Genomic DNA, 21,864 nt, shown 5'->3' with positions numbered 1-21,864 from the left:
AACTCAAGCCACCTGCTGCGCAACGAGCTGCTGGGCCAGCAGGTGCTTGAGAAGCGCGCGATAGGCCAGTACACCACGGCTTTTGCCATCGAATTGCGACGGTGTCACGCCGGCGCGGCTGGCGTCGCGCAAACGGGTGTCCACCGGGATGTAGCCTTGCCAGATGTCGTCCGGGTACATGTCGCGCAGCACTCGCAAGGTGCCGAGGGACGCCTGGGTACGACGGTCGAACAGGGTCGGCACGATGTTGAATGCCAGCGACTGCTTGCGTGAACGGTTGACCATCGCCAGGGTGTTGACCATGCGCTCCAGGCCCTTCACCGCGAGGTGTTCGGTCTGCACAGGAATGACCAATTGCTGGCTGGCGGCCAACGCATTGACCATCAGCAGGCCCAGCAACGGCGGGCTGTCGATGATCGCGTAATCGAAATCCTGCCACAGCTGCGCCAGACTCTTGGCGATCACCAGGCCCAGGCCGCTCTGGCCGGGCGATTGGCGCTCCAAGGTGGCCAGGGCGGTGCTCGACGGCAGCAAGGAGATCCGCTCGTCGCTGGTGGACAGCAGCAACTGCCCCGGCAAGCCTTCGGGCACGCTGCCCTTGTGCAGGAACAAATCGTAGTTGCTGTGTTCCAGGCTATCGGGATCGTAGCCGAAGTAACTGGTCATCGAGCCATGGGGGTCCAGATCGACGATGACCACGCGCTTGCCGGCCTCGGCCAGCAAACCGGCTAAAGCGATGGAGGATGTGGTTTTGCCCACACCACCTTTTTGATTGGCGACTGCCCAGACTCTCATTCGGATCGTTCCTCCCGGTCGAGACGGGCTCGACCGAGAAATAGCTCGGTTATAAAGCCGGTGACGGAGAATTGACGGCGTTCTGTCTATCCGGCGACTTGACCGGGGTCGGTGCAGTTTGTGTGCCAGCCCGCTTCAATGCCGCATCGGGCTTTGCATTGGCGGTGCCGGTACCGGTCAGGCTGCGACGCACATCGAGATTGCGCGAAACCACCAGCACCACCCGTCGATTGCGTGCGCGCCCCTCGGCCGTGGCGTTATTGGCCACCGGCTGGAATTCGCCATACCCCACCGACGCCAGGCGGCCCGGGTTGACACCCTGCATGGCAAGCATGCGCACGATGCTTGCCGAACGGGCCGACGACAATTCCCAGTTGGTGGGGTACTGCGCGGTGCGGATCGGCTGGTCGTCGGTGAAACCTTCGACGTGGATCGGGTTGTCGAACGGTCTCAGGATCGCCGCCACTTTATCGATGATGTTGAACGCCATGTCGCTGGGCATCGCGTCGCCGCTGCCGAACAGCAGGCTGGAGTTGAGTTCGATCTCGACCCACAACTCGTTGCCACGCACGGTCATCTGGTTGGAGCTGATCAGGTCGCCGAACGCCGAACTGATGTCATCGGCAATGCTCTTCAACGGATCGCTGCCACCGGCAATGCCGGCGTCGACCTGTTCGCTGTCCTTGACCAGCGGCTTGGCCGGGGTCGTCGTCTTCGGACGCTCTTCGCCGATGGGGATCGGCTTGAGGGCGCGGTCCGAATCGGTAAAGACGCCGATCAACGCTTCGGAAATGACCTTGTACTTGCCTTCGTTCACCGAAGAGATCGAATACATGACCACAAAAAAGGCGAACAGCAGCGTGATGAAGTCGGCATAGGAAACCAGCCAGCGTTCATGGTTGACGTGTTCTTCACGATGTCTGCGACGCGCCATCTGCCATTTCCCCCATCAGTCCATGAAGCCCTGGAGCTTCAACTCGATGGAACGCGGGTTCTCGCCTTCGGCAATCGACAGGATCCCTTCCAGCAGCATTTCGCGGTAGCGCGACTGGCGCAACGCAATGGATTTGAGCTTGGCCGCGATCGGCAGCAGCACCAGGTTGGCGCTCGCCACGCCGTAGATGGTGGCAACGAATGCCACGGCAATGCCGCTGCCCAGTTGCGACGGATCGGCCAGGTTGCCCATCACATGGATCAAACCCATGACAGCACCGATGATACCGATGGTCGGCGCGTAGCCCCCCATGCTCTCGAACACCTTGGCCGCTTCGATGTCGCGGCTTTCCTGGGTGTAGAAATCCACCTCCAGGATGCTGCGAATCGCTTCGGGTTCGGCGCCGTCCACCAGCAATTGAAGGCCCTTGCGCGAGTAGCTGTCGGGTTCGGCATCGGCCACCCCTTCCAGCCCAAGCAGGCCTTCCTTGCGGGCGGTCAGGCTCCAGTTGACCACGCGGTCGATGCCGCCGGCCAGGTCGACCCGTGGTGGAAACAGAATCCACACAAGGACCTGCATGGCGCGCTTGAAGGCGCTCATCGGCGACTGCAACAGCGCAGCGCCTACAGTGCCACCGATCACGATCAACGCGGCCGGGCCGTTGGCCAGCGCACCGAGATGACCGCCTTCCAGGTAATTGCCACCAATGATGGCGACGAACGCCATGATGATGCCGATCAGACTGAGCACATCCATTACAGGCACGCCTCGATCAGATGTTTACCCATGTCGTCCAGGCTGTAGACCGCATCAGCCAGGTCGGCCTTGACGATCGCCATGGGCATGCCGTAGATCACGCAACTGGCCTCGTCCTGGGCCCAGATCGCACTGCCGCCCTGCTTGAGCAGGCGCGCGCCCTCGCGGCCATCGGCACCCATGCCGGTGAGCACCACCGCCAGAACTTTATCGCCGTAGGATTTCGCCGCGGAACCGAAGGTGATGTCTACGCAAGGCTTGTAGTTCAAGCGCTCATCGCCCGGCAGGATTTTCACCGCGCCACGGCCGTCGATCATCATCTGCTTGCCACCCGGTGCCAGCAGCGCCAGGCCTGGACGGAGGATGTCGCCATCCTCGGCTTCCTTGACGCTGATGCGGCACAGTTTGTCCAAACGTTCGGCGAACGCCTTGGTGAATGCGGCGGGCATGTGTTGGATCAGCACGATCGGGGCCGGGAAGTTCGCTGGCAGCTGGGTCAAGACCCGTTGCAGCGCAACCGGGCCGCCCGTGGATGTGCCGATGGCGACCAGTTTGTAGGCCTTGCGCTTGGGCGCTGGCGACGACGGGCTGGCCGGCGCCGGGCGAGCGGGCGCCGGCGCAGGAGCACTGCGAACCGGCGCCGAACTGAAGCTGCTCGACGCAGAAGGCGCAGGCGTTGGTGCTGGCGCAGCAGCCGGCACTGACGCCGGTGCGCTGTAGGCACTGACGCGGCGGTTACTGCGGGAAATACTGTGGACCTTCTCACATAGCAACTGGCGGACCTTGTCCGGGTTGCGCGAGATGTCTTCAAAGTTCTTTGGCAGGAAGTCCACCGCCCCGGCATCCAGCGCATCGAGGGTGACTCGGGCGCCTTCATGGGTCAGGGACGAGAACATCAAAACCGGGGTCGGACAGCGTTGCATGATATGCCGCACTGCCGTGATGCCGTCCATCATCGGCATCTCGTAGTCCATGGTGATCACGTCCGGCTTGAGCGCCAGGGCCTGATCGATCGCCTCTTTGCCATTGGTCGCCGTACCGACGACCTGAATGCTCGTGTCCGCTGAAAGAATTTCCGAGACGCGGCGGCGGAAAAACCCCGAATCGTCCACCACCAGGACTTTAACTACCATAAACACTCCGTTAGACAAGGCGCGGCGTCGAGCCGCGCCCCTCCAGAATCAAATACGCCGAGCGGCGTAGCGCTTGAGCATGCTAGGCACATCGAGGATCAACGCGATGCGGCCGTCGCCGGTGATGGTGGCGCCGGACATGCCCGGGGTGCCCTGGAGCATCTTGCCCAACGGCTTGATGACCACTTCTTCCTGGCCCACCAACTGGTCGACGACGAAGCCGATCCGCTGGGTGCCCACCGAAAGGATCACCACATGGCCTTCGCCCTGCTCCACATGAGCGGCAGAGCTGACCAGCCAGCGCTTGAGGTAGAACAGCGGCAGTGCCTTGTCCCGTACGATGACCACTTCCTGGCCATCGACGACGTTGGTGCGCGACAGGTCGAGGTGGAAAATCTCGTTGACGTTGACCAGCGGGAAGGCGAACGCCTGGTTGCCCAGCATCACCATCAGGGTCGGCATGATCGCCAAGGTCAACGGGACCTTGATGACGATCTTCGAGCCCTGGCCCTTGGTCGAGTAAATGTTGATCGAACCGTTGAGCTGGGAAATCTTGGTTTTCACCACGTCCATGCCCACGCCACGACCCGACACATCGGAAATCTCGGTCTTGGTCGAGAAGCCCGGGGCGAAGATCAGGTTGTAGCACTCGGTGTCGCTCAGGCGATCGGCCGCGTCCTTGTCCATCACACCGCGTTTCACGGCAATGGAACGGAGCACGTTCGGGTCCATGCCCTTTCCGTCGTCGGAGATCGACAGCAGGATATGGTCGCCTTCCTGCTCGGCGGCCAGGATCACCTTGCCGCTGCGGACCTTGCCTGACGCTTCGCGCTCTTCCGGCGACTCGATGCCGTGGTCGACCGCGTTGCGCACCAAGTGGACCAGCGGGTCGGCCAGGGCCTCGACAAGGTTCTTGTCGAGGTCGGTCTCTTCACCCACCAGTTCCAGGTTGATTTCTTTCTTGAGCTGGCGAGCCAGGTCGCGAACCAGGCGCGGGAAGCGCCCGAAGACTTTCTTGATCGGCTGCATCCGGGTCTTCATGACCGCGGTTTGCAGGTCAGCCGTGACCACGTCGAGGTTCGACACGGCCTTGGACATGGCTTCGTCCTGGCTGTTGAGGCCCAGGCGCACCAGCCGGTTACGCACCAGCACCAGTTCGCCGACCATGTTCATGATCTCATCCAGCCGCGCGGTGTCGACGCGAACGGTGGTCTCGGCTTCGCTCGCCGGTTTTTCGGCGGGCGCGGCGGAAGGCGCGCGAGCCGGGGCTGGCGCCGCTGCGGCGGCAGGCTTCGGGGTTTCGGCTTTCGGTTCCGGCGCCTTGGCGGCCGGCTTCGGCGCGGCCTTGGCGGCGGGTGCAGCCGTGGCGGCAGCGGCAGGCGCGGCGGCGGCCGTGCCGACTTCGCTGAACTTGCCCTTGCCATGCAGCTCGTCGAGCAGCGATTCGAATTCGTGGTCGCTGATCAAGTCGCTTCCGGCTGCCGCTGCCACTGGTTTGGCCGGGGTCGGCGCCGAAGCGATGGCCGAATCCAACGCGTCGACGGCAAAGTTGCCCTTGCCATGCAACTGGTCGAGCAAGGCTTCGAATTCGTCGTCGGTAATGTCGGAGTCATCCCCCGCTGCCTTTGGCGCAGCCGGGGCCGCCGGCGCTACGACCGCATCGGGGGCGAACTGGCCCTTGCCATGCAGTTGGTCGAGCAGCGATTCGAACTCATCGTCGGTAATTTCATCGCTGGCAGCGGCATCGGCGGCGGGCGCAGCGGGCGCGGCCGGAGCCTCGGCTTCGGCCTTGACGGCGTTCAGCGAATCCAGCAGCGATTCGAATTCATGATCGGTGATGTCGCCCGATTCTTGCGCAACCGGTTCTTCGACCACAGGCTCGGCAACGGGCATGGCTTCGTCAGCCGACTGCGGCTCGGCCAGGCGCGACAGCGCGGCGAGCAGCTCGGGGGTGGCCGGGGTGATCGGCGAGCGCTCGCGCACTTCGCTGAACATGCTGTTGACCGCATCCAGGGCCTCGAGCACCACGTCCATCAGTTCCGAGTCGACGCGACGCTCACCCTTGCGCAGGATGTCGAACACGTTCTCGGCAATGTGGCAGCACTCCACCAGCTCATTGAGCTGGAGGAAGCCGGCGCCTCCTTTTACAGTGTGGAAACCGCGAAAAATTGCATTGAGCAGATCCGCATCATCAGGTCGGCTTTCCAGCTCGACCAGCTGTTCGGATAGTTGCTCTAGAATCTCGCCGGCCTCAACCAGGAAATCCTGAAGGATCTCTTCATCGGCGCCGAAGCTCATTAATGGCTGCTCCTAAAATAGGGCTAAAACTTAGAATCCAAGGCTGGACAGCAAATCGTCCACATCGTCCTGACCGGACACAACGTCTTCTCTTTTATCGGCATGAATCTGCGGACCTTCACCCTGAGAGAGATGTTTTTGTGGATCTTTTTCGGCAAGCATCGCTTCACGGTCGTGTTCGATACCTGCAAAGCGGTCGACCTGGCTAGCCATCAACACCAGTTTGAGCAGGTTGCTTTCCACTTCGGTGACCAGTTGGGTCACACGCTTGATCACCTGGCCGGTCAGGTCTTGATAGTCCTGGGCCAGCAGAATGTCGTTGAGGTTGCTGGCCACGGCGCGATTCTCGGCGCTGCTGCGCGCCAGGAAACCGTCGACCCGACGGGCCAGCTCCCGGAACTCCTCGGCGCCGACTTCGCGACGCATGAACCGTCCCCAATCGGTGCTCAACGCCTGGGCTTCCTCGCTCAGGCCGTTGACCAGGGGCGTTGCGCTTTCCACCAGGTCCATGGTGCGGTTCGCTGCGGCTTCGGTCAGCTTGACCACATAACCCAGGCGCTCGGTGGCGTCGGTGATCTGCGAGACTTCCTCGGCCTGCGGCATGTTCGGATCGATCTGGAAATTGACGATCGCGCTGTGCAGTTCACGGGTGAGCTTGCCGACTTCCTGGTACAGACCGCGATCACGGGTCTGGTTGAGCTCATGAATCATTTGAACCGCATCGCCGAAGCGGCCCTTTTCAAGGCTGTCTACCAGTTCGCGGGCATGTTTTTTCAGGGTCGATTCGAAATCGCCCATTGAAGATTCGTTGTCCATAGCTCCCCCGTGGCGCCGTTAACCGATGCGTTCGAAGATTTTTTCGATCTTCTCTTTCAACGCCTGGGCCGTGAAGGGTTTGACCACATAGCCGTTCACACCGGCCTGGGCCGCTTCGATGATCTGCTCGCGCTTGGCTTCGGCAGTGACCATCAGCACCGGGAGGTGCTTGAGTTTTTCGTCGGCGCGCACGTGGCGCAGCAAGTCGATACCGGTCATGCCAGGCATGTTCCAGTCAGTCACCAGAAAGTCGATGCTCCCGCTGTTGAGGACCGGAATGGCGGTTGTGCCATCGTCGGCCTCGACCGTGTTGGTGAACCCGAGGTCACGCAACAGGTTTTTTATGATCCGCCGCATCGTTGAGAAGTCATCAACGATGAGGATTTTCATGTTCTTGTCCAATTCGACCTCCAAGCAATCTTAAACGCGCCCAGCACCTGGACGCGCCATTTCAATCAATCCGGCACAACACTCGACAACGGTATGGAGCACAACGGATGGAGACTGGCCCGGCATACGCCATGCCAGCCCCGCTCGCAGCGTCCCCACACTGCTCGTCAGCGCGCTCGCCACTCCCCCAAACGCCCCCGCAAGCGGGCCGCGCACTGGCTATGTAACTGGCTGACCCGCGATTCGCTGACCCCCAGGACTTCACCGATTTCCTTGAGGTTCAGCTCTTCGTCGTAGTACAGCGCCAAGACCAGTCGCTCACGCTCCGGCAAATTGGCAATCGCATCCGCCAGGGCGCTCTGGAAACGTTCATCTTCCAGGTCGCGCGACGGCTCCATGTGAGCACTCGCGCCGTCCTCGTGCAGCCCTTCGTGTTCGCCGTCCTGCAACAGGTCGTCGAAACTGAACAGGCGACTGCCCAAGGTATCGTTCAAAATCCCGTAATAATCATCGAGACTCAACTGGAGTTCGGCCGCAACCTCGTGATCTTTAGCGTCTCGCCCGGTTTTCGCTTCAATCGCACGAATCGCGTCGCTGACCATGCGGGTGTTGCGATGCACCGAACGCGGCGCCCAGTCGCCCTTGCGGACCTCATCGAGCATCGCCCCGCGGATACGGATACCGGCGTATGTCTCGAAACTGGCGCCCTTGCTCGCGTCGTATTTATTCGACACTTCGAGCAGGCCGATCATGCCCGCCTGGATCAAGTCCTCGACCTGGACACTGGCCGGCAAACGCGCCAGCAAGTGGTAGGCGATGCGCTTGACCAGTGGCGCGTAACGCTCGATCAATTCGTACTGGGCGTCCCGTGCCGATTTTTTGTAGAGATGGTTGTAACCGCTGGCTGTCATAACACGGGCCCTGCTGTTTGTTGCACGAGACGCTCGACGAAAAATTCCAGATGCCCACGTGGGTTGGCCGGCAGCGGCCAGGTGTCGACCTTCTGGGCGATCGCCTTGAACGCCAGGGCGCATTTGGAACGAGGAAAAGCTTCATAAACGGCACGTTGCTTCTGGACAGCCTTGCGTACGCTTTCGTCGTAAGGCACTGCGCCGACGTATTGCAGGGCGACGTCCAGGAAGCGATCCGTGACCTTGGTCAACTTGGCGAACAGGTTGCGTCCTTCCTGTGGGCTTTGGGCCATGTTGGCCAGGACGCGAAAGCGGTTCATGCCATAGTCGCGGTTAAGCAGTTTGATCAGCGCGTAGGCGTCGGTGATCGACGTCGGTTCGTCGCAGACCACCAGCAACACTTCCTGGGCGGCGCGCACGAAACTGACCACCGAGTCACCGATACCGGCAGCCGTGTCAATCACCAGCACATCGAGGTTGTCACCGATGTCGCTGAAGGCCTGGATCAGGCCGGCGTGCTGCGCCGGGGTCAGGTGAACCATGCTCTGGGTGCCGGAGGCGGCCGGCACGATGCGAATCCCGCCGGGGCCTTGCAACAGCACGTCGCGCAATTCACAGCGCCCTTCGATCACGTCCGCCAGCGTGCGCTTGGGTGTGAGCCCTAGCAGCACGTCGACGTTCGCCAGGCCCAGGTCGGCGTCCAGCAGCATGACCCGTCGGCCAAGCTCTGCCAGAGCCAGGGACAAGTTCACTGACACGTTAGTCTTCCCGACGCCACCTTTGCCGCCGGTCACCGCGATCACCTGTACGGGATGCATGCTGCCCATGTTCGTTCTTTACCTTGTCTTACTTAGACGGAGGCCACATTACTGGCTGCGCGTTCACATACGGAACAATGCATGGCAGACCATCGATGTAGGTACAAAAAATATTCATTAATACCTCAGCCAACCTGCTTGGTCGGGCTGTGGTAGATATCAGCGAACATGTCAGCCATGGCTTCTTCGCTGGGTTCTTCCTGCATTTGCACACTCACGGCACGACTGACCAGTTGATGACGGCGCGGCAGATGCAAATCATCCGGGATCCGCGGCCCGTCGGTCAGGTAGGCCACCGGTAGTTCATGACCGATCGCCAGGCTCAACACCTCGCCCAGGCTTGCCGTTTCGTCCAGCTTAGTCAGGATGCAGCCGGCCAGCCCGCAGCGTTTGTAACTGTGGTATGCGGCGGTTAGAACCTGTTTCTGGCTGGTGGTTGCCAACACGAGATAATTTTTTGACTTGATGCCACGCCCGGCCAGGCTTTCCAGCTGCATGCGCAGGGCCGGATCGCTGGCTTGCAGGCCGGCGGTGTCGATCAGTACGACGCGCTTGCGCATCAGCGGTTCCAGCGCTTGGGCCAGGGATTGGCCCGGATCCACATGGGTCACCGACACATTGAGGATCCGGCCCAAGGTCTTGAGTTGCTCCTGGGCACCGATGCGGAAACTGTCCATGCTCACCAGGGCGATACTCTGGGCACCGTACTTGAGTACATAACGGGCCGCGAGCTTGGCCAGAGTGGTGGTCTTGCCCATGCCGGCCGGGCCGACCATGGCGATTACTCCGCCCTCTTCCAGTGGCTCGACTTCCGGCGTGGCGATCATCCGCGCCAGGTGCGCCAGCAGCATGCGCCAGGCCTGGCGAGGCTCGTCGATGTCGCTGATCAATGCCAGCAGGTCGCGCGCCAGCGGGCCGGACAGGCCAATGCGTTGCAGGCGACGCCACAGGTTGGCCTGGGCCGGACGGCTGCCTTGCAGTTGGTTCCAGGCCAGCGAGCCGAGCTGGACTTCCATCAGCTCGCGCAGGCTGTTGAGTTCGAAGCGCATCGAGTCCAGGGCACGGGGATCAACGCCCGCGGCTGCGGCAACGGGTGCCGGTGCCGGACGACGCGGTTCGGCCGGCGTCGGCTCGATCAGCGGTTCGGCAGCGGTCAGCGGCAGGCCTGCGGTCAGTGGCTGGCCGGCGAACAATTGACGATTGGTGCCCGCGCTGGCCGAGCCTTCGCTGCTGCGCAGGCTCAATTCGGCCTGGGCGCTGGCGATGCGCGACTGAGTCTTGCGCAGCTCGTCCTCGAGCTCCATGTTCGGAACGCGAGGGGCCAGCGCCGACAATTTGTAGTCCAGGGCCGCCGTCAGCTCGACACCGCCGGCGATACGACGGTTGCCGATGATGGCTGCTTCAGCGCCCAGCTCGTCACGAACCAGTTTCATGGCCTGACGCATATCGGCGGCGAAAAAACGCTTCACTTGCATAAACCACTACCTCAGCCGTTGGGCCCTACTGTCGCAACGATGGTCACTTGCTTGTTGTCCGGTATTTCCTGGTACGCCAGCACATGCAGCCCCGGGACCGCGAGGCGCCCGAACCGCGAAAGCATCGCGCGAACCGGACCGGCCACCAGCAGGATCACCGGTTGGCCTTGCATCTCTTGCCGCTGGGCTGCTTCGATCAGCGAACGCTGCAGCTTCTCGGCCATGCTTGGCTCCAGCAGAACACCCTCTTCCGAGCCTTGTCCTGCCTTCTGCAGACTATTGAGCAATATCTGTTCCAACCTTGGTTCCAGAGTGATCACAGGCAGCTCAGACTCAGTGCCTACAATGCTTTGGACGATTGCGCGGGATACGCCGACCCGCACCGCAGCCACCAGAGCGGCGGTATCTTGACTCTTCGAAGCGTTGTTGGCGATCGCTTCGGCAATGCTGCGTATGTCGCGCACCGGAACCTGTTCGGCCAGCAGCGCCTGCAACACCTTGAGCAATTGGGACAACGAAACCACGCCCGGCACCAATTCTTCAGCCAGTTTCGGCGAGCCTTTGGCCAGTACTTGCAGCAGTTGCTGGACTTCTTCGTGACCGATCAGCTCGCTGGAGTGCTTGTAGAGAATCTGGTTCAAGTGGGTCGCCACGACCGTGCTCGCGTCTACCACGGTATAACCGAGGGACTGGGCCTGGGCCCGCTGGCTGATTTCGATCCACACCGCTTCCAGGCCGAAAGCCGGATCCTTGGCGGTAATGCCGTTGAGCGAACCGTAGACCTGCCCTGGGTTGATCGCCAGCTCGCGGTCCGGGTAGATCTCGGCTTCCGCCAGGATCACGCCCATGAGCGTCAAGCGATAGGCGCTCGGCGCCAGGTCGAGGTTGTCGCGAATGTGGACGGTGGGCATGAGGAAGCCCAGATCCTGGGACAGCTTCTTGCGCACGCCCTTGATCCGCGCCAGCAATTGGCCGCCCTGGTTGCGATCGACCAATGGAATCAAGCGGTAGCCGACTTCCAGGCCGATCATGTCGATCGGCGTCACGTCATCCCAACCCAATTCCTTGGTTTCCATGGCACGCGCTGGCGACGGCAGCAGTTCCTGCTGGCGCTTGACCTCTTCCAGCGCCTGGACCTTCTGCACGTTCTGCTTCTTCCAGAACAGGTACGCGCCACCCGCGGCCAAGGCCGCCATGCTCAGGAAAGAAAAGTGCGGCATTCCCGGCACGAGACCCATCACCGCCATCAGGCCGGCCGCCACGGCCAGGGCCTTGGGCGACGCGAACATCTGGCGATTGATCTGCTTGCCCATGTCTTCGGAGCCCGAAGCACGGGTCACCATGATCGCCGCCGCTGTGGATAACAACAGTGATGGCAATTGCGCCACCAAACCGTCACCGATGGTCAGCAACGCGTAGACCTTGCCGGCGTCGCCGAAAGCCATGCCGTGCTGGAAGATACCGACGGCCATGCCGCCAATCAGGTTGATGAACAGGATCAGCAGGCCGGCGATGGCGTCGCCGCGGACAAACTTACTCGCACCGTCCATGGACCCGTAGAACTCGGCTTCCTGGGCTACTTCGAGACGGCGCAGCTTGGCCTGGCTCTGGTCGATCAAGCCGGCATTGAGGTCGGCGTCGATCGCCATCTGCTTGCCAGGCATCGCGTCGAGGGTGAAACGCGCGCTCACCTCGGAAATCCGCCCGGCACCCTTGGTCACCACGACGAAGTTAATGATCATCAAGATCGCAAAGACCACGATACCGACCACGTAGTTGCCGCCGATCACCACTTCGCCGAAGGCCTGGATCACCTTACCGGCGGCCTGGTGCCCCTCGTGACCGTGAATCATCACCACCCGGGTGGACGCCACGTTCAGCGCCAGGCGCAACAGCGTCGCCACCAGCAGGATGGTCGGGAAGACGGCGAAGTCCAATGGGCGCAGGGCGTATACGCACACCAGCAGCACCACGATCGACAAGGCGAGGTTGAACGTGAAGAACACGTCCAGCAGGAACGGCGGTACCGGCAGCATCATCATGGCGAGCAGGACCAGCAGCAACAGCGGCACGCCCAGATTGCCCCTGCTGAGGTCTACGACGTTGCTGCGCGCGGTGCTGAGTAACTGAGAGCGATCCACCAATATTCCCCGTTCCTGGAAGCAAACTTTTGACGCCCGGAAGGGGCGCAGGCGGGGTATTGCAAGAAGCTTTCCAACTTTCGCGAGAGGCTGAAATAGAGCGGCCTGGCGCACGTCAACCTTGTGGGAGCGAGCCTGCTCGCGATTGCGGATTGTCAGTCAACATTTGTAGCGACTGAACTATCGCATTCGCGAGCAGGCTCGCTCCCACAAAGGCTTCGCATCATCAGGAATCAGGAATCGCGGCGCAAATCCGGCGGGATGGGCAGGTCCTTGAGCGGTTCTGGCCGCTTGCCCTTGCCGGCGCGGTGCTGGCGGATCTGGTAGACGTAGGCCAGCACCTGGGCGACGGCGAGGTACAAGCCTCCCGGGATTTCCTGGTCAAGCTCGGTGGAGTAGTAGATCGACCGCGCCAATGCCGGAGATTCGAGCAGCATCACTTCGTTGGCGACGGCGATCTCGCGAATCTTCAACGCCAGGAAATCGCTGCCCTTGGCCAGCAGGACCGGCGCATTGCCCTTGTCGGGATCGTACTTGAGCGCGACGGCATAGTGAGTCGGGTTGGTGATGACCACGTCGGCGTCGGGAATCGCCGCCATCATCCGCCGCTGGGAAACCTCGCGCTGCAACTGGCGGATCCGCTGCTTGACCTCCGGCTTGCCCTCCGAGTCCTTGTACTCGTCGCGCACCTCCTGCTTGGTCATCATCAATTTCTGCTTGCTCTGGTAGAGCTGGATCGGCACGTCGATGGCGGCGATGAGGATCAGCCCGCAAGCCATCCACAAGGTGCTCCAGCCGACCAACTGCACGCTATGGATGATGGCTTGCTCCAGCGGCTCATGGGCAATGCGCAGCAGATCGTCGATATCGGCCTGCAACACCGCCAGCGCGACGAACAACACCAGAAGAAATTTTCCGAAAGCCTTGAGCAGTTCCATCAACGCCGTGGTGGAAAACATGCGCTTGATACCGGCGGCCGGATTCATCCGGCTGAACTTCGGTGCCAGGCTACCGGCGGCGAACAGCCATCCGCCCAGGGAAATCGGGCCGATGAAAGCCGCCAACAGCAGAAAAATGAGCACCGGTTGCATTGCAAGCATCGCGATCTTGCCCGAATGCAACAGGTACTGCGTCATAGCGCCCGGCGTGAGCAATACCTCGCGAGGCAAGGAAAAATTCAACCGCATGATTTCCAGCAGATCCAACGCCAGTCCGCCACCGTAAATCAGCAAGCCACCGGCACCGGCGAGCATGATCGCCAGGGTGTTGAGCTCCTTGGAACGGGCAATCTCGCCCTTTTCCCGGGATTGCTTCTTGCGTTTCTCGGTGGGGTCTTCTGTTTTATCCTGACCGCTTTCGCTCTCGGCCATGGTTCAGCGCGCCTGTGCCATGTCGCGTAACAGCTGCAAGGCCTGGGTGGCCAACGGCTGATACTGATTGAGAATGTCCCCCAGGCTGACCCAGAAAATCACCATGCCCAGCACGAGGGTCAGCGGGAAGCCGATGGAAAAGATGTTCAACTGAGGCGCCGCCCGGGTCATCACGCCGAAGGCGATGTTGACCACCAGCAGCGCGGTAATCGCCGGCAACACCAGTACCATCGCCGCGCCGAGGACCCAGCCAAGCTTGCTGGCAATGTCCCAGAAATGATTGACCAGCATCGCGCTGCCTACCGGCAATGTGGTGAAGCTCTCCGTCAATACTTCGAACACCACCAGATGCCCGTTCATGGCGAGGAACAGCAACGTCACCAGCATCGTCAGGAACTGCCCGATAACGGCAGTGTTCACGCCGTTGGTGGGGTCGATCATCGAGGCGAACGCCATGCCCATCTGGATCGAGATGATTTGCCCGGCCACCACGAATGCCTGGAAAAACAACTGCAGCGAAAAGCCCAGCAAGGCGCCTATGAGGATCTGTTCGGCCACCAGCATCAACGCGGTGAGGTCCAGGGCGTTGACCGGCGGCATGGGCGGCAGCCCGGGGGCGATGACCACCGTAATCGCCAGGGCGAAATACAGGCGCACACGACCCGGCACCAAGGTCGTGCCGAAGACCGGCATGCTCATCAGCACGGCCGTGACACGAAACAACGGCAGGATGAACGACGCCACCCAGGTACTGATCTGGGTATCCGTCAGCGCGAGCATCGACATCGTCAGCCGATCAACTGCGGAATACTGCCGTACAACTGCAGGATGTATTCCATGAAGGTTTGCACCAGCCAGGGGCCGGCGACGATCAGCGTGACCAGCATCACCAGCAGGCGCGGCAGGAAACTCAGGGTCTGCTCGTTGATCTGCGTGGCGGCCTGGAACATCGCCACGAGCAAGCCAACCAGCAGGCTCGGGATCACCAGGATGGCCACCATCATGGTGGTCAGCCAGAGGGCCTCGCGGAACAGGTCTACCGCTACTTCAGGCGTCATATCGTACTACCCGCGTGAGAGGTCTAAACACCGCCGAAACTGCCCGCCAGGGTGCCGATGATCAACGCCCAGCCATCCACCAGCACGAACAGCATGATCTTGAATGGCAGCGAAATGATCAGCGGCGACAACATCATCATGCCCATGGCCATGAGGATACTGGCGACCACCAGGTCGATGATCAGGAACGGGATGAAAATCATGAAACCGATCTGGAAGGCGGTCTTGAGCTCGGAGGTCACGAACGCTGGCACCAGGATGGTCAACGGCGCCTGGTCGGGGCTGGCAATGTCGGTGCGTTTGGACAGGCGCATGAACAGCTCCAGGTCGCTGCTGCGGGTCTGGGCGAGCATGAAATCCTTGATCGGCACCTGGGCCCTGGCCACGGCATCCTGGGCGCTGAGGGTTTCCGCCAGATAGGGTTGCAGCGCGTCCTGGTTCACCCGGTCGAACACCGGCGCCATGATGAACAGGGTCAGGAACAGCGCCATGCCGGTGAGGATCTGGTTCGACGGCGTCTGTTGCAGGCCAAGGGCCTGGCGCAAGATCGAAAAGACGATGATGATCCGGGTGAAACTGGTCATCAGCATGACGAACGCCGGGATGAAACTCAGCGCGGTCATGATCAGCAGGATCTGCAAGCTGACCGAGTATTCCTGTGCCCCTTCGGCGTTGGTGCCCAAGGTGATCGCAGGGATCGACAGCGGGTCGGCGGAGTACGCCAACGGCGCGGCCAGCATCAGGGCCAACGCCAAGAGAATGCGCAACGGCATTACTTTTTATCCTTTTGGTCTTTTCCCAGCAGTTCCATGAGCCGTTGGGCAAACTCGGGCGTGGCCTGCTCCGTGACCGGCACCTGCACCGGTTCCTTCAGGACATGCAGCGCAGTGATGCTGCCAGGACTCAGGCCGAGCAGGATCTGCTCGGTGCCGACCTGCACCAGCACCAGCCGATCCCGTGGCCCCAGCGCGCGGGAACCGACAATGTCGATGACCTGCCCTTTGCCGGCAGGCCCCGCCTGCTGAACGCGTCGCAGCATCCACGCCAGGAAGAAAATCAACCCGAGCACCACCAGCAGGCCCAGCACCAGTTGCGCCAGTTGCCCGGCCATGCCGCTGCCACTCGCCGGCGCAACGGCAGCCGTGGCCACCGGCTCGGCTGCCAGAACACTGAACGGCAGCATCAGGGCTGCGGTGAGAAAGCCTTTCATTCAGCGCAGCTTCTTGATGCGTTCGCTCGGGCTGATCACGTCCGTCAGGCGAATGCCGAACTTCTCGTTGACCACAACCACTTCGCCATGGGCGATCAGGGTGCCGTTGACCAACACATCCAGCGGCTCACCGGCCAGGCGATCCAGCTCGATCACCGAGCCTTGGTTGAGCTGCAGCAAGTTGCGGATGTTGATGTCGGTGCTGCCCACTTCCATGGAGATCGACACCGGGATGTCGAGGATCACGTCCAGGTTGGGACCGTCGAGCGTCACTTGTTCGTTGCTTTTCGGCACGCTGCCGAATTCTTCCATTTGCAAGCGGTTGGACCCATGGTTGCCTGTGTCAGCCGCCAGCAATGCATCGATGTCTGCCTGCCCGGCATCGCCGGTTTCTTCCAGGGCCGCAGCCCACTCATCGGCCAGCGCCTGGTCATCCTGGGTATTCATATCGTCAGCCATCATGTTTCCTCGGCGGGCAAAAATCGGTTAAAAACCAAAACTTAAGAAGTTGACACCGCTCAGCGGCGTTCGATCGGCTCAATCACCTGTAACGCCAGGTTGCCTTTGTGAGAGCCCATCTTGACCTTGAAGGCCGGCACGCCATTGGCGCGCATGATCATGTCTTCCGGCATTTCGACGGGGATGATATCCCCCGGCTGCATGTGCAGGATGTCCCGCAATCGTAGCTGGCGTCGGGCGACCGTCGCGCCGATCGGCACGTCGACATCCAGCACGTCCTGGCGCAAGGCGTTGATCCAGCGCTCGTCCTGGTCGTCGAGGTCCGACTGGAAACCGGCGTCGAGCATTTCACGCACCGGCTCGATCATCGAATACGGCATGGTCACGTGCAAGTCGCCGCCACCCCCATCGAGCTCGATGTGGAACGTCGAGACGACAATGGCTTCGCTTGGGCCGACGATGTTGGCCATCGCCGGGTTCACTTCCGAGTTGATGTACTCGAAATTCACTTCCATGATCGCCTGCCAAGCTTCCTTCAAATCGACGAAAGCCTGCTCCAGCACCATGCGCACGACACGCAGTTCGGTCGGTGTGAATTCGCGACCTTCGATCTTGGCGTGACGACCGTCGCCGCCGAAGAAGTTGTCCACCAACTTGAACACCAGCTTGGCGTCGAGGATGAACAATGCCGTGCCACGCAGCGGCTTGATCTTCACCAGATTGAGGCTGGTGGGCACGTACAGCGAATGCACGTATTCGCCGAATTTCATCACCTGCACGCCACCCACGGCCACGTCGGCCGAGCGGCGCAGCATGTTGAACATGCTGATGCGGGTGTATCGGGCGAAACGCTCGTTGATCATTTCCAGGGTCGGCATGCGTCCACGAACGATGCGATCCTGGCTGGTCAGGTCGTAGCTTTTGACGCTGCCCGGTTCAGCAGCGTTTTCGGTCTGCACCAGGCCGTCGTCGACACCGTGCAACAGCGCGTCGATTTCGTCCTGGGACAACAAGTCCTGCACGGCCATGTCGTGTTCCTACTGCAATACGAAGTTAGTGAAGAGCAACTGTTCGATCACCACTTTGCCGAGTTCTTTCTGGGCCACTTCCTGCACGCTGGCCGTGGCTTTCTGACGCAGCATTTCCTGGCCCACCGGAGTGGCCAGGGTGTCGAAACTCTGTCCGGAAAACAGCATCACCAGATTATTGCGAATCAGCGGCATGTGTACACGCAACGCTTCCAGGTCGGCCTGGTTGCGCCCCAGCAAGGTAATGCTCACCTGCATGTAGCGCTGACGACCGTTCTGGGTGTAGTTGGCGACGAAGGCCGGGGCCATCGGCTCGAAAACCGCTGGCTGCTTGCCCACCGGAGCAGCTTCCACCGCCTCGGCCGGCTTGCTCTGGGCGTTGTGCATGAAATACCAGGTCGCCCCCACGGACACGCCCACGGCCAGGAGCAAGCCCACCACGATCAGGATGATCATCTTGAGTTTGCCTTTGGTTGCGGGGTCTTTTACAGCTGCTGCTTCGCTCTTCGCCATGCCAATAATCCGTCGTTAATCGGGGGTTCACTGTTGCATGGCTAGGCTGGAGCAAGTGTTATGCCAGAAGAGAAACGATGGTCGACGCAATTTCGAGAACACCCTAAACCATTATGGGAGCGAACTTGCTCGCGACGCCGGTTTTTCAGCCACCGTTGCAGGTGACTGATCCATCGTTATCGCGAGCCAGCTCGCTCCCACAAGGTTAATGCGTTGAATCAGGCGTAGTAATCGACCGCGCTGGTGCCAATGACGCTGGTGGTGCTGGCCGCCACTTCGGCAACGCTGGCCGGCACCTCTTCATCCAGCGAGTCAACTCGGCCGCCGGAGGACGTGGTGCGTCCAGCCTGGGCTTGCTGCTGGGCCTGTTGATCCTGGTTCTGCGAGCCACGGGATTGATCCGACACGCTGACGTCGACCTGCCCCATTCCCTGCTGGGCGAAACTGTCACGCAGACGATGCATCTGGCCTTCGAGGGCTTCGCGCACGCCTGAGTGGGCGCTCATGAAGGTCACCTGGGTCTGCTGGTCTGGAATCATGTTCACCCGAATATCCAGGCGTCCGAGCTCGGCCGGTTGCAACTGGATGTCCGCCGCCTTGAGATTGGCGCTCGACAAGTACATCACCCGGTTGACCACCTCCTCGGTCCAGCCGCCCTGGTTCATGGCGATGGGCTGATTGACCGGCACCGCGTTGGCGGTTTTCGGTGTGGCGGCCTGGGTCAATGCCGCCAGGCGGTTGGCAAAGTCATCCACGCGCGTATCGCTGGAAGCGGCCGTCAGATCCTTGAGGCCTTCGCTGATCAGGCCACTGAACGCCTTGTCCCCCCCCTGGCTGCCGGCACCGGTGCTGTCCTGGTCGGCTTGCACGGTGAGCATGCTCGCCATACCGGCGGCGAACGTCTGGGCCGAAGTCGGCTCACCATCGAGAGACGCCGGCGCAGCGGTCTTGGACTGCGCCTGGCTGGAAGCGGACACGTGGCCGCTCTGCTCCATCGCCAACCGCAACGCCGGTAGTGCGTCGAGCGGATCGGCCTGCGGGTCGAACTCCGGGTCCGTCACCGGCGCCGAGGCATTGGCCGCCACACTCGGGGCAACGGGAGCCGCTACCGCCGCAGTGACTTGGGCCTCGATCGTAGGCACCACGGGAGCAGGCTGCGCCTCAGCGACGCCCTCTGGAATAACGGTGCCCGGCAACAACGCAGGGTCCAGCGTCGGATCGACAGGCGCGGCATCCGCTACGGGCGTTTCTGGCGCATCGCTGTCGGCATCATCCGCCGTCTTGCTGCCGGCAGTGGTCGGCTTGTCGGCGGGCAAGGGTTTGCCGCTATCGGCAACAGCCGGCTCCGGAGCGGCAGTATCGCTGCCCGCGTCCTTCTTGGCGGCATTGTCGGCGGTCTTGTCGCGCACCGGTTTTGCCGATGGCTCAGGCACCGCCGGTGATTTGACGGGTGCCTGCTTGGCGAAGACCTGGGCGAAGCTGGAGGCTCTGTTCTCGGCGTCCGGACCAGCTGCCAGTGGATTGACGGCGGCCTGCGGCTTGGCCTGGGCGGTGGCCTGGAGCAGTGTGTTGGGTGTAACGGGCATAAGATGGTCTCCGCTGCACTGGAATCATAGATGCAGTTGAGACAGGGCAATGCAAGGGGCGGGCCAATGAAGCAAACGGGATGCTTCAGCAGTGAAAGCTTTCGCGCTCTTCTCGACAAAGCGTACGAACGTGAGCGAATTCGCTATCGATTTCGTTTACCAGGCTCTCGATACCGCGCAGTGACGGCTCCTTGGCACGCTGCTCCAGCTCACCACACAGCTCGGCCAGGCGAATGGCGCCCATGTTGCCGCTGCTGCCCTTGAAGCTATGGGCAGTAGCGCTGAGCATTTGCGCGTCCCTCGCCTCGTGCAGTACACGAAGGCGGGCTTCGGAATCCTTGAGGAAAGTATCCAACAGCTCCGGATACCCGTCCTCCATGACTTCCTTCAACGTGCTCAGCACGTCGAGATCCAGATGAATTTCGTTCACTTGTTCGCTCCCTGATCAAGAATGGCCCCGATTATGACAGAGCCTCCCAGAAAAACTCCACGCGCGCACTACGACCATCGTCGGACCAGGAGGCCTGATGACAGAGTTGGCGCACCAGGCTCACGCCGCGCCCAGACAATCGATCCCGGTCCAGCGGCCGCGCCAACACCTTGGCGACATCGAAGCCCTTTCCGCTGTCTTCGACTTCAATGATTAGTCTGCCACCGTCGCCCTGGGGCGTGACGTGCAGATGCACCCGCACGTGACCATCGTCCAGCTTGTCCAGACGCGCGCCGCGCTCCTGATAGTAACGAGCAAAACCGGTCGCATCACGCTTCAGGCTGGAGTCGAGCCCCAGCACCCCGTGTTCCAGGGCGTTGGAATAAAGCTCCGACAACACGTTGTATAGTGCTCCACTCTGCGCCCTTAGCCCGTGGACCTCCAACAATAATTGCAGCAGGTAAGGCATCGGGTTGAAGCGCTTGAGTGTTTGCGCGCGGAATTCGAAACTCAACGACCAATCCAGCGGACTGGACTGGCCGCTATCGGAATAGACCGGTGGCGGCGGGTTGAGTTGCGTCGGCGCGACCAGCCGCACCTCGACCATGCTGAAGTCATCACGGGCCTCACCGCGAAAATCCCGCAAGGCTTGCTGGATATCCTCGAAGAGACGGTCGGGTTCGCGGTTGGCCGAGAACACCTGCTGCAACCGCTCCACGCCAAACGGTTGATCATCGTGGTCGCTGGTTTCTATCACTCCGTCGGACAACAGGAAGACCCGATCACCCACCGACAGCGAGTGGACCTCGGTGCGATCGTCGAACAACTGGGGCGTCAGCACACCCAGCGGCAAGTGCCGCGCCGGCAACGGCGTGCGCACGCCACTGAGGCTGTCGTGAAGATACCCGTCAGGCATGCCGCCATTCCAGACTTCCACGGTGCAGCGCTGGAAACTCATGCATAACAGCGTCGCGCAACAGAACATATCCACCGGCAGGATGCGCTTGAGCTTGGCATTCATCTCCCGCAGGATCTGCGCCAGGCCATAACCTTTGGCCGTCATCCCGTAGAACACTTCCGCCAGCGGCATCGCGCCGACCGCCGCCGGCAGGCCGTGCCCGGTAAAATCGCCGAGCAGGATATGCATGTCGCCGGCCGGGTTGAACGCAGCCAGCAGCAAGTCGCCGTTGAACAAGGCATAAGGTGATTGCAGATAACGGATATTCGGCGCGCTCAGGCAACCGGAGTGGGCAATCTTGTCGAACACGGCCTTGGCGACCCGCTGCTCATTGAGAAGGTAATCGTGGTGTCGGGCGATCTGGTCGCGCTGCTCGACCACCGTGGCCTGCAACCGACGCAAGCGGTCCATGGCCTTGATTTTCGCAGCCAGGATGACTTGGTTATAGGGTTTCGCCAGGAAGTCATCCCCACCGGCCTCAAGGCATCGGGCGAGCCCTTCGCTTTCGGTCAAAGAGGTGAGGAAAATGATCGGGACCAACTGATCCCCGGCCAATTGCTTGATCTTCTGCGCCGCTTCGAAGCCATCCATGACCGGCATCATCGCGTCCATCAGCACAAGATGAGGACGCTGCTCCAGATAGACGTCGACCGCCTCGGCGCCATCGGCGGCGGTGAGCACGTGGTGCCCCTGGCGACGAACAATGGTCGACAACAGCAGTCGGTCGGCGGCGCTGTCTTCGGCAATCAGGATCGTCAGCGGCTCCGGCGACGATTGCATGGCGA

22 protein-coding genes are annotated in these 21,864 nt (G+C 61.4%); all 22 read right to left on the bottom strand.

Annotated features, from left to right (window positions below):
• Positions 1-3: 3 nt before the first annotated feature.
• The 22 genes from J3P81_RS07795 to J3P81_RS07690 all read right to left on the bottom strand — a co-directional run bounded on the left by J3P81_RS07795 (position 4) and on the right by J3P81_RS07690 (position 21,859).
• Positions 4-795 (bottom strand): ParA family protein, encoded by a 792-nt coding sequence (locus tag J3P81_RS07795; RefSeq protein WP_420767361.1) that lies wholly within the window; start codon positions 793-795, stop codon positions 4-6.
• A 49-nt stretch (positions 796-844) separates the two neighbouring features.
• Positions 845-1,729: a flagellar motor protein MotD gene (gene motD / locus J3P81_RS07790; protein WP_420767362.1), complete on the bottom strand. Its 885-nt coding sequence runs from the start codon at positions 1,727-1,729 to the stop codon at positions 845-847.
• A gap of 15 nt (positions 1,730-1,744) precedes the next feature.
• Positions 1,745-2,485 (bottom strand): flagellar motor protein, encoded by a 741-nt coding sequence (locus J3P81_RS07785; RefSeq protein WP_305499634.1) that lies wholly within the window; start codon positions 2,483-2,485, stop codon positions 1,745-1,747.
• Positions 2,485-3,618 (bottom strand): protein-glutamate methylesterase/protein-glutamine glutaminase, encoded by a 1,134-nt coding sequence (locus J3P81_RS07780; RefSeq protein WP_434563020.1) that lies wholly within the window; start codon positions 3,616-3,618, stop codon positions 2,485-2,487. Before J3P81_RS07780 ends, J3P81_RS07785 begins: the two co-directional genes overlap by 1 nt.
• 48 nt (positions 3,619-3,666) lie before the next feature.
• Positions 3,667-5,916: a chemotaxis protein CheA gene (locus tag J3P81_RS07775; protein ID WP_434563018.1), complete on the bottom strand. Its 2,250-nt coding sequence runs from the start codon at positions 5,914-5,916 to the stop codon at positions 3,667-3,669.
• Between the two features lie 30 nt (positions 5,917-5,946).
• The gene (locus tag J3P81_RS07770; RefSeq protein WP_420767365.1) at positions 5,947-6,732 is read right to left on the bottom strand and encodes a protein phosphatase CheZ; all 786 of its coding nucleotides are present in this window, start codon (positions 6,730-6,732) and stop codon (positions 5,947-5,949) included.
• 18 nt (positions 6,733-6,750) lie between these two features.
• Entirely contained in the window at positions 6,751-7,122 is a 372-nt protein-coding gene (locus J3P81_RS07765) for a chemotaxis response regulator CheY (RefSeq protein ID WP_003183998.1), read from the bottom strand.
• Positions 7,123-7,289: 167 nt separating this feature from the next.
• The gene (gene fliA / locus J3P81_RS07760; RefSeq protein WP_003184000.1) at positions 7,290-8,033 is read right to left on the bottom strand and encodes an RNA polymerase sigma factor FliA; all 744 of its coding nucleotides are present in this window, start codon (positions 8,031-8,033) and stop codon (positions 7,290-7,292) included.
• Positions 8,030-8,860: a flagellar synthesis regulator FleN gene (gene fleN / locus J3P81_RS07755; protein WP_003184001.1), complete on the bottom strand. Its 831-nt coding sequence runs from the start codon at positions 8,858-8,860 to the stop codon at positions 8,030-8,032. The genes fliA and fleN overlap by 4 nt, the downstream gene beginning before the upstream one ends.
• Before the next feature lie 116 nt (positions 8,861-8,976).
• Positions 8,977-10,326 (bottom strand): flagellar biosynthesis protein FlhF, encoded by a 1,350-nt coding sequence (flhF, locus tag J3P81_RS07750; RefSeq protein ID WP_420767366.1) that lies wholly within the window; start codon positions 10,324-10,326, stop codon positions 8,977-8,979.
• Positions 10,327-10,337: 11 nt separating this feature from the next.
• Positions 10,338-12,467, bottom strand: coding sequence for a flagellar biosynthesis protein FlhA (gene flhA, locus J3P81_RS07745; RefSeq protein ID WP_434564087.1), 2,130 nt, complete (start codon positions 12,465-12,467; stop codon positions 10,338-10,340).
• 233 nt (positions 12,468-12,700) lie between these two features.
• Positions 12,701-13,837 (bottom strand): flagellar biosynthesis protein FlhB, encoded by a 1,137-nt coding sequence (flhB, locus tag J3P81_RS07740; RefSeq protein ID WP_420767368.1) that lies wholly within the window; start codon positions 13,835-13,837, stop codon positions 12,701-12,703.
• A 3-nt stretch (positions 13,838-13,840) separates the two neighbouring features.
• A complete protein-coding gene (gene fliR / locus J3P81_RS07735) occupies positions 13,841-14,623 on the bottom strand; it encodes a flagellar biosynthetic protein FliR (protein WP_420767369.1) in 783 nt (260 codons plus the stop codon).
• A 2-nt stretch (positions 14,624-14,625) separates the two neighbouring features.
• Complete coding sequence (fliQ, locus tag J3P81_RS07730; RefSeq protein WP_003184009.1) at positions 14,626-14,895, bottom strand: flagellar biosynthesis protein FliQ; 270 nt, start codon at positions 14,893-14,895, stop codon at positions 14,626-14,628.
• A 23-nt stretch (positions 14,896-14,918) separates the two neighbouring features.
• Entirely contained in the window at positions 14,919-15,668 is a 750-nt protein-coding gene (fliP, locus tag J3P81_RS07725) for a flagellar type III secretion system pore protein FliP (protein ID WP_434563016.1), read from the bottom strand.
• Complete coding sequence (gene fliO, locus J3P81_RS07720; RefSeq protein WP_420767371.1) at positions 15,668-16,105, bottom strand: flagellar biosynthetic protein FliO; 438 nt, start codon at positions 16,103-16,105, stop codon at positions 15,668-15,670. Before fliO ends, fliP begins: the two co-directional genes overlap by 1 nt.
• Positions 16,106-16,564 carry a flagellar motor switch protein FliN gene (gene fliN, locus J3P81_RS07715; protein ID WP_420767372.1) on the bottom strand — a complete coding sequence of 153 codons (459 nt, stop codon included), beginning with the start codon at positions 16,562-16,564 and terminating at the stop codon, positions 16,106-16,108.
• 59 nt (positions 16,565-16,623) lie between these two features.
• Positions 16,624-17,592: a flagellar motor switch protein FliM gene (fliM, locus tag J3P81_RS07710; protein ID WP_003184019.1), complete on the bottom strand. Its 969-nt coding sequence runs from the start codon at positions 17,590-17,592 to the stop codon at positions 16,624-16,626.
• 9 nt (positions 17,593-17,601) lie between these two features.
• Positions 17,602-18,105: a flagellar basal body-associated protein FliL gene (gene fliL, locus J3P81_RS07705; RefSeq protein WP_420767373.1), complete on the bottom strand. Its 504-nt coding sequence runs from the start codon at positions 18,103-18,105 to the stop codon at positions 17,602-17,604.
• A gap of 218 nt (positions 18,106-18,323) precedes the next feature.
• On the bottom strand, positions 18,324-19,691 hold the full coding sequence (locus J3P81_RS07700; RefSeq protein ID WP_434563014.1) for a flagellar hook-length control protein FliK: 1,368 nt from the start codon (positions 19,689-19,691) through the stop codon (positions 18,324-18,326).
• An 85-nt stretch (positions 19,692-19,776) separates the two neighbouring features.
• Positions 19,777-20,121 (bottom strand): Hpt domain-containing protein, encoded by a 345-nt coding sequence (locus J3P81_RS07695; RefSeq protein ID WP_434563012.1) that lies wholly within the window; start codon positions 20,119-20,121, stop codon positions 19,777-19,779.
• A gap of 31 nt (positions 20,122-20,152) precedes the next feature.
• Positions 20,153-21,859, bottom strand: coding sequence for an ATP-binding SpoIIE family protein phosphatase (locus tag J3P81_RS07690; protein ID WP_434563010.1), 1,707 nt, complete (start codon positions 21,857-21,859; stop codon positions 20,153-20,155).
• Positions 21,860-21,864: the final 5 nt, after the last annotated feature.

It is taken from the genome of Pseudomonas sp. R1-6, from assembly GCF_051132115.1.
GTDB lineage: Bacteria > Pseudomonadota > Gammaproteobacteria > Pseudomonadales > Pseudomonadaceae > Aquipseudomonas.
Note: the sequence above shows the minus strand (reverse complement) of the source record. Positions and strands in the feature narration are given on the sequence as shown.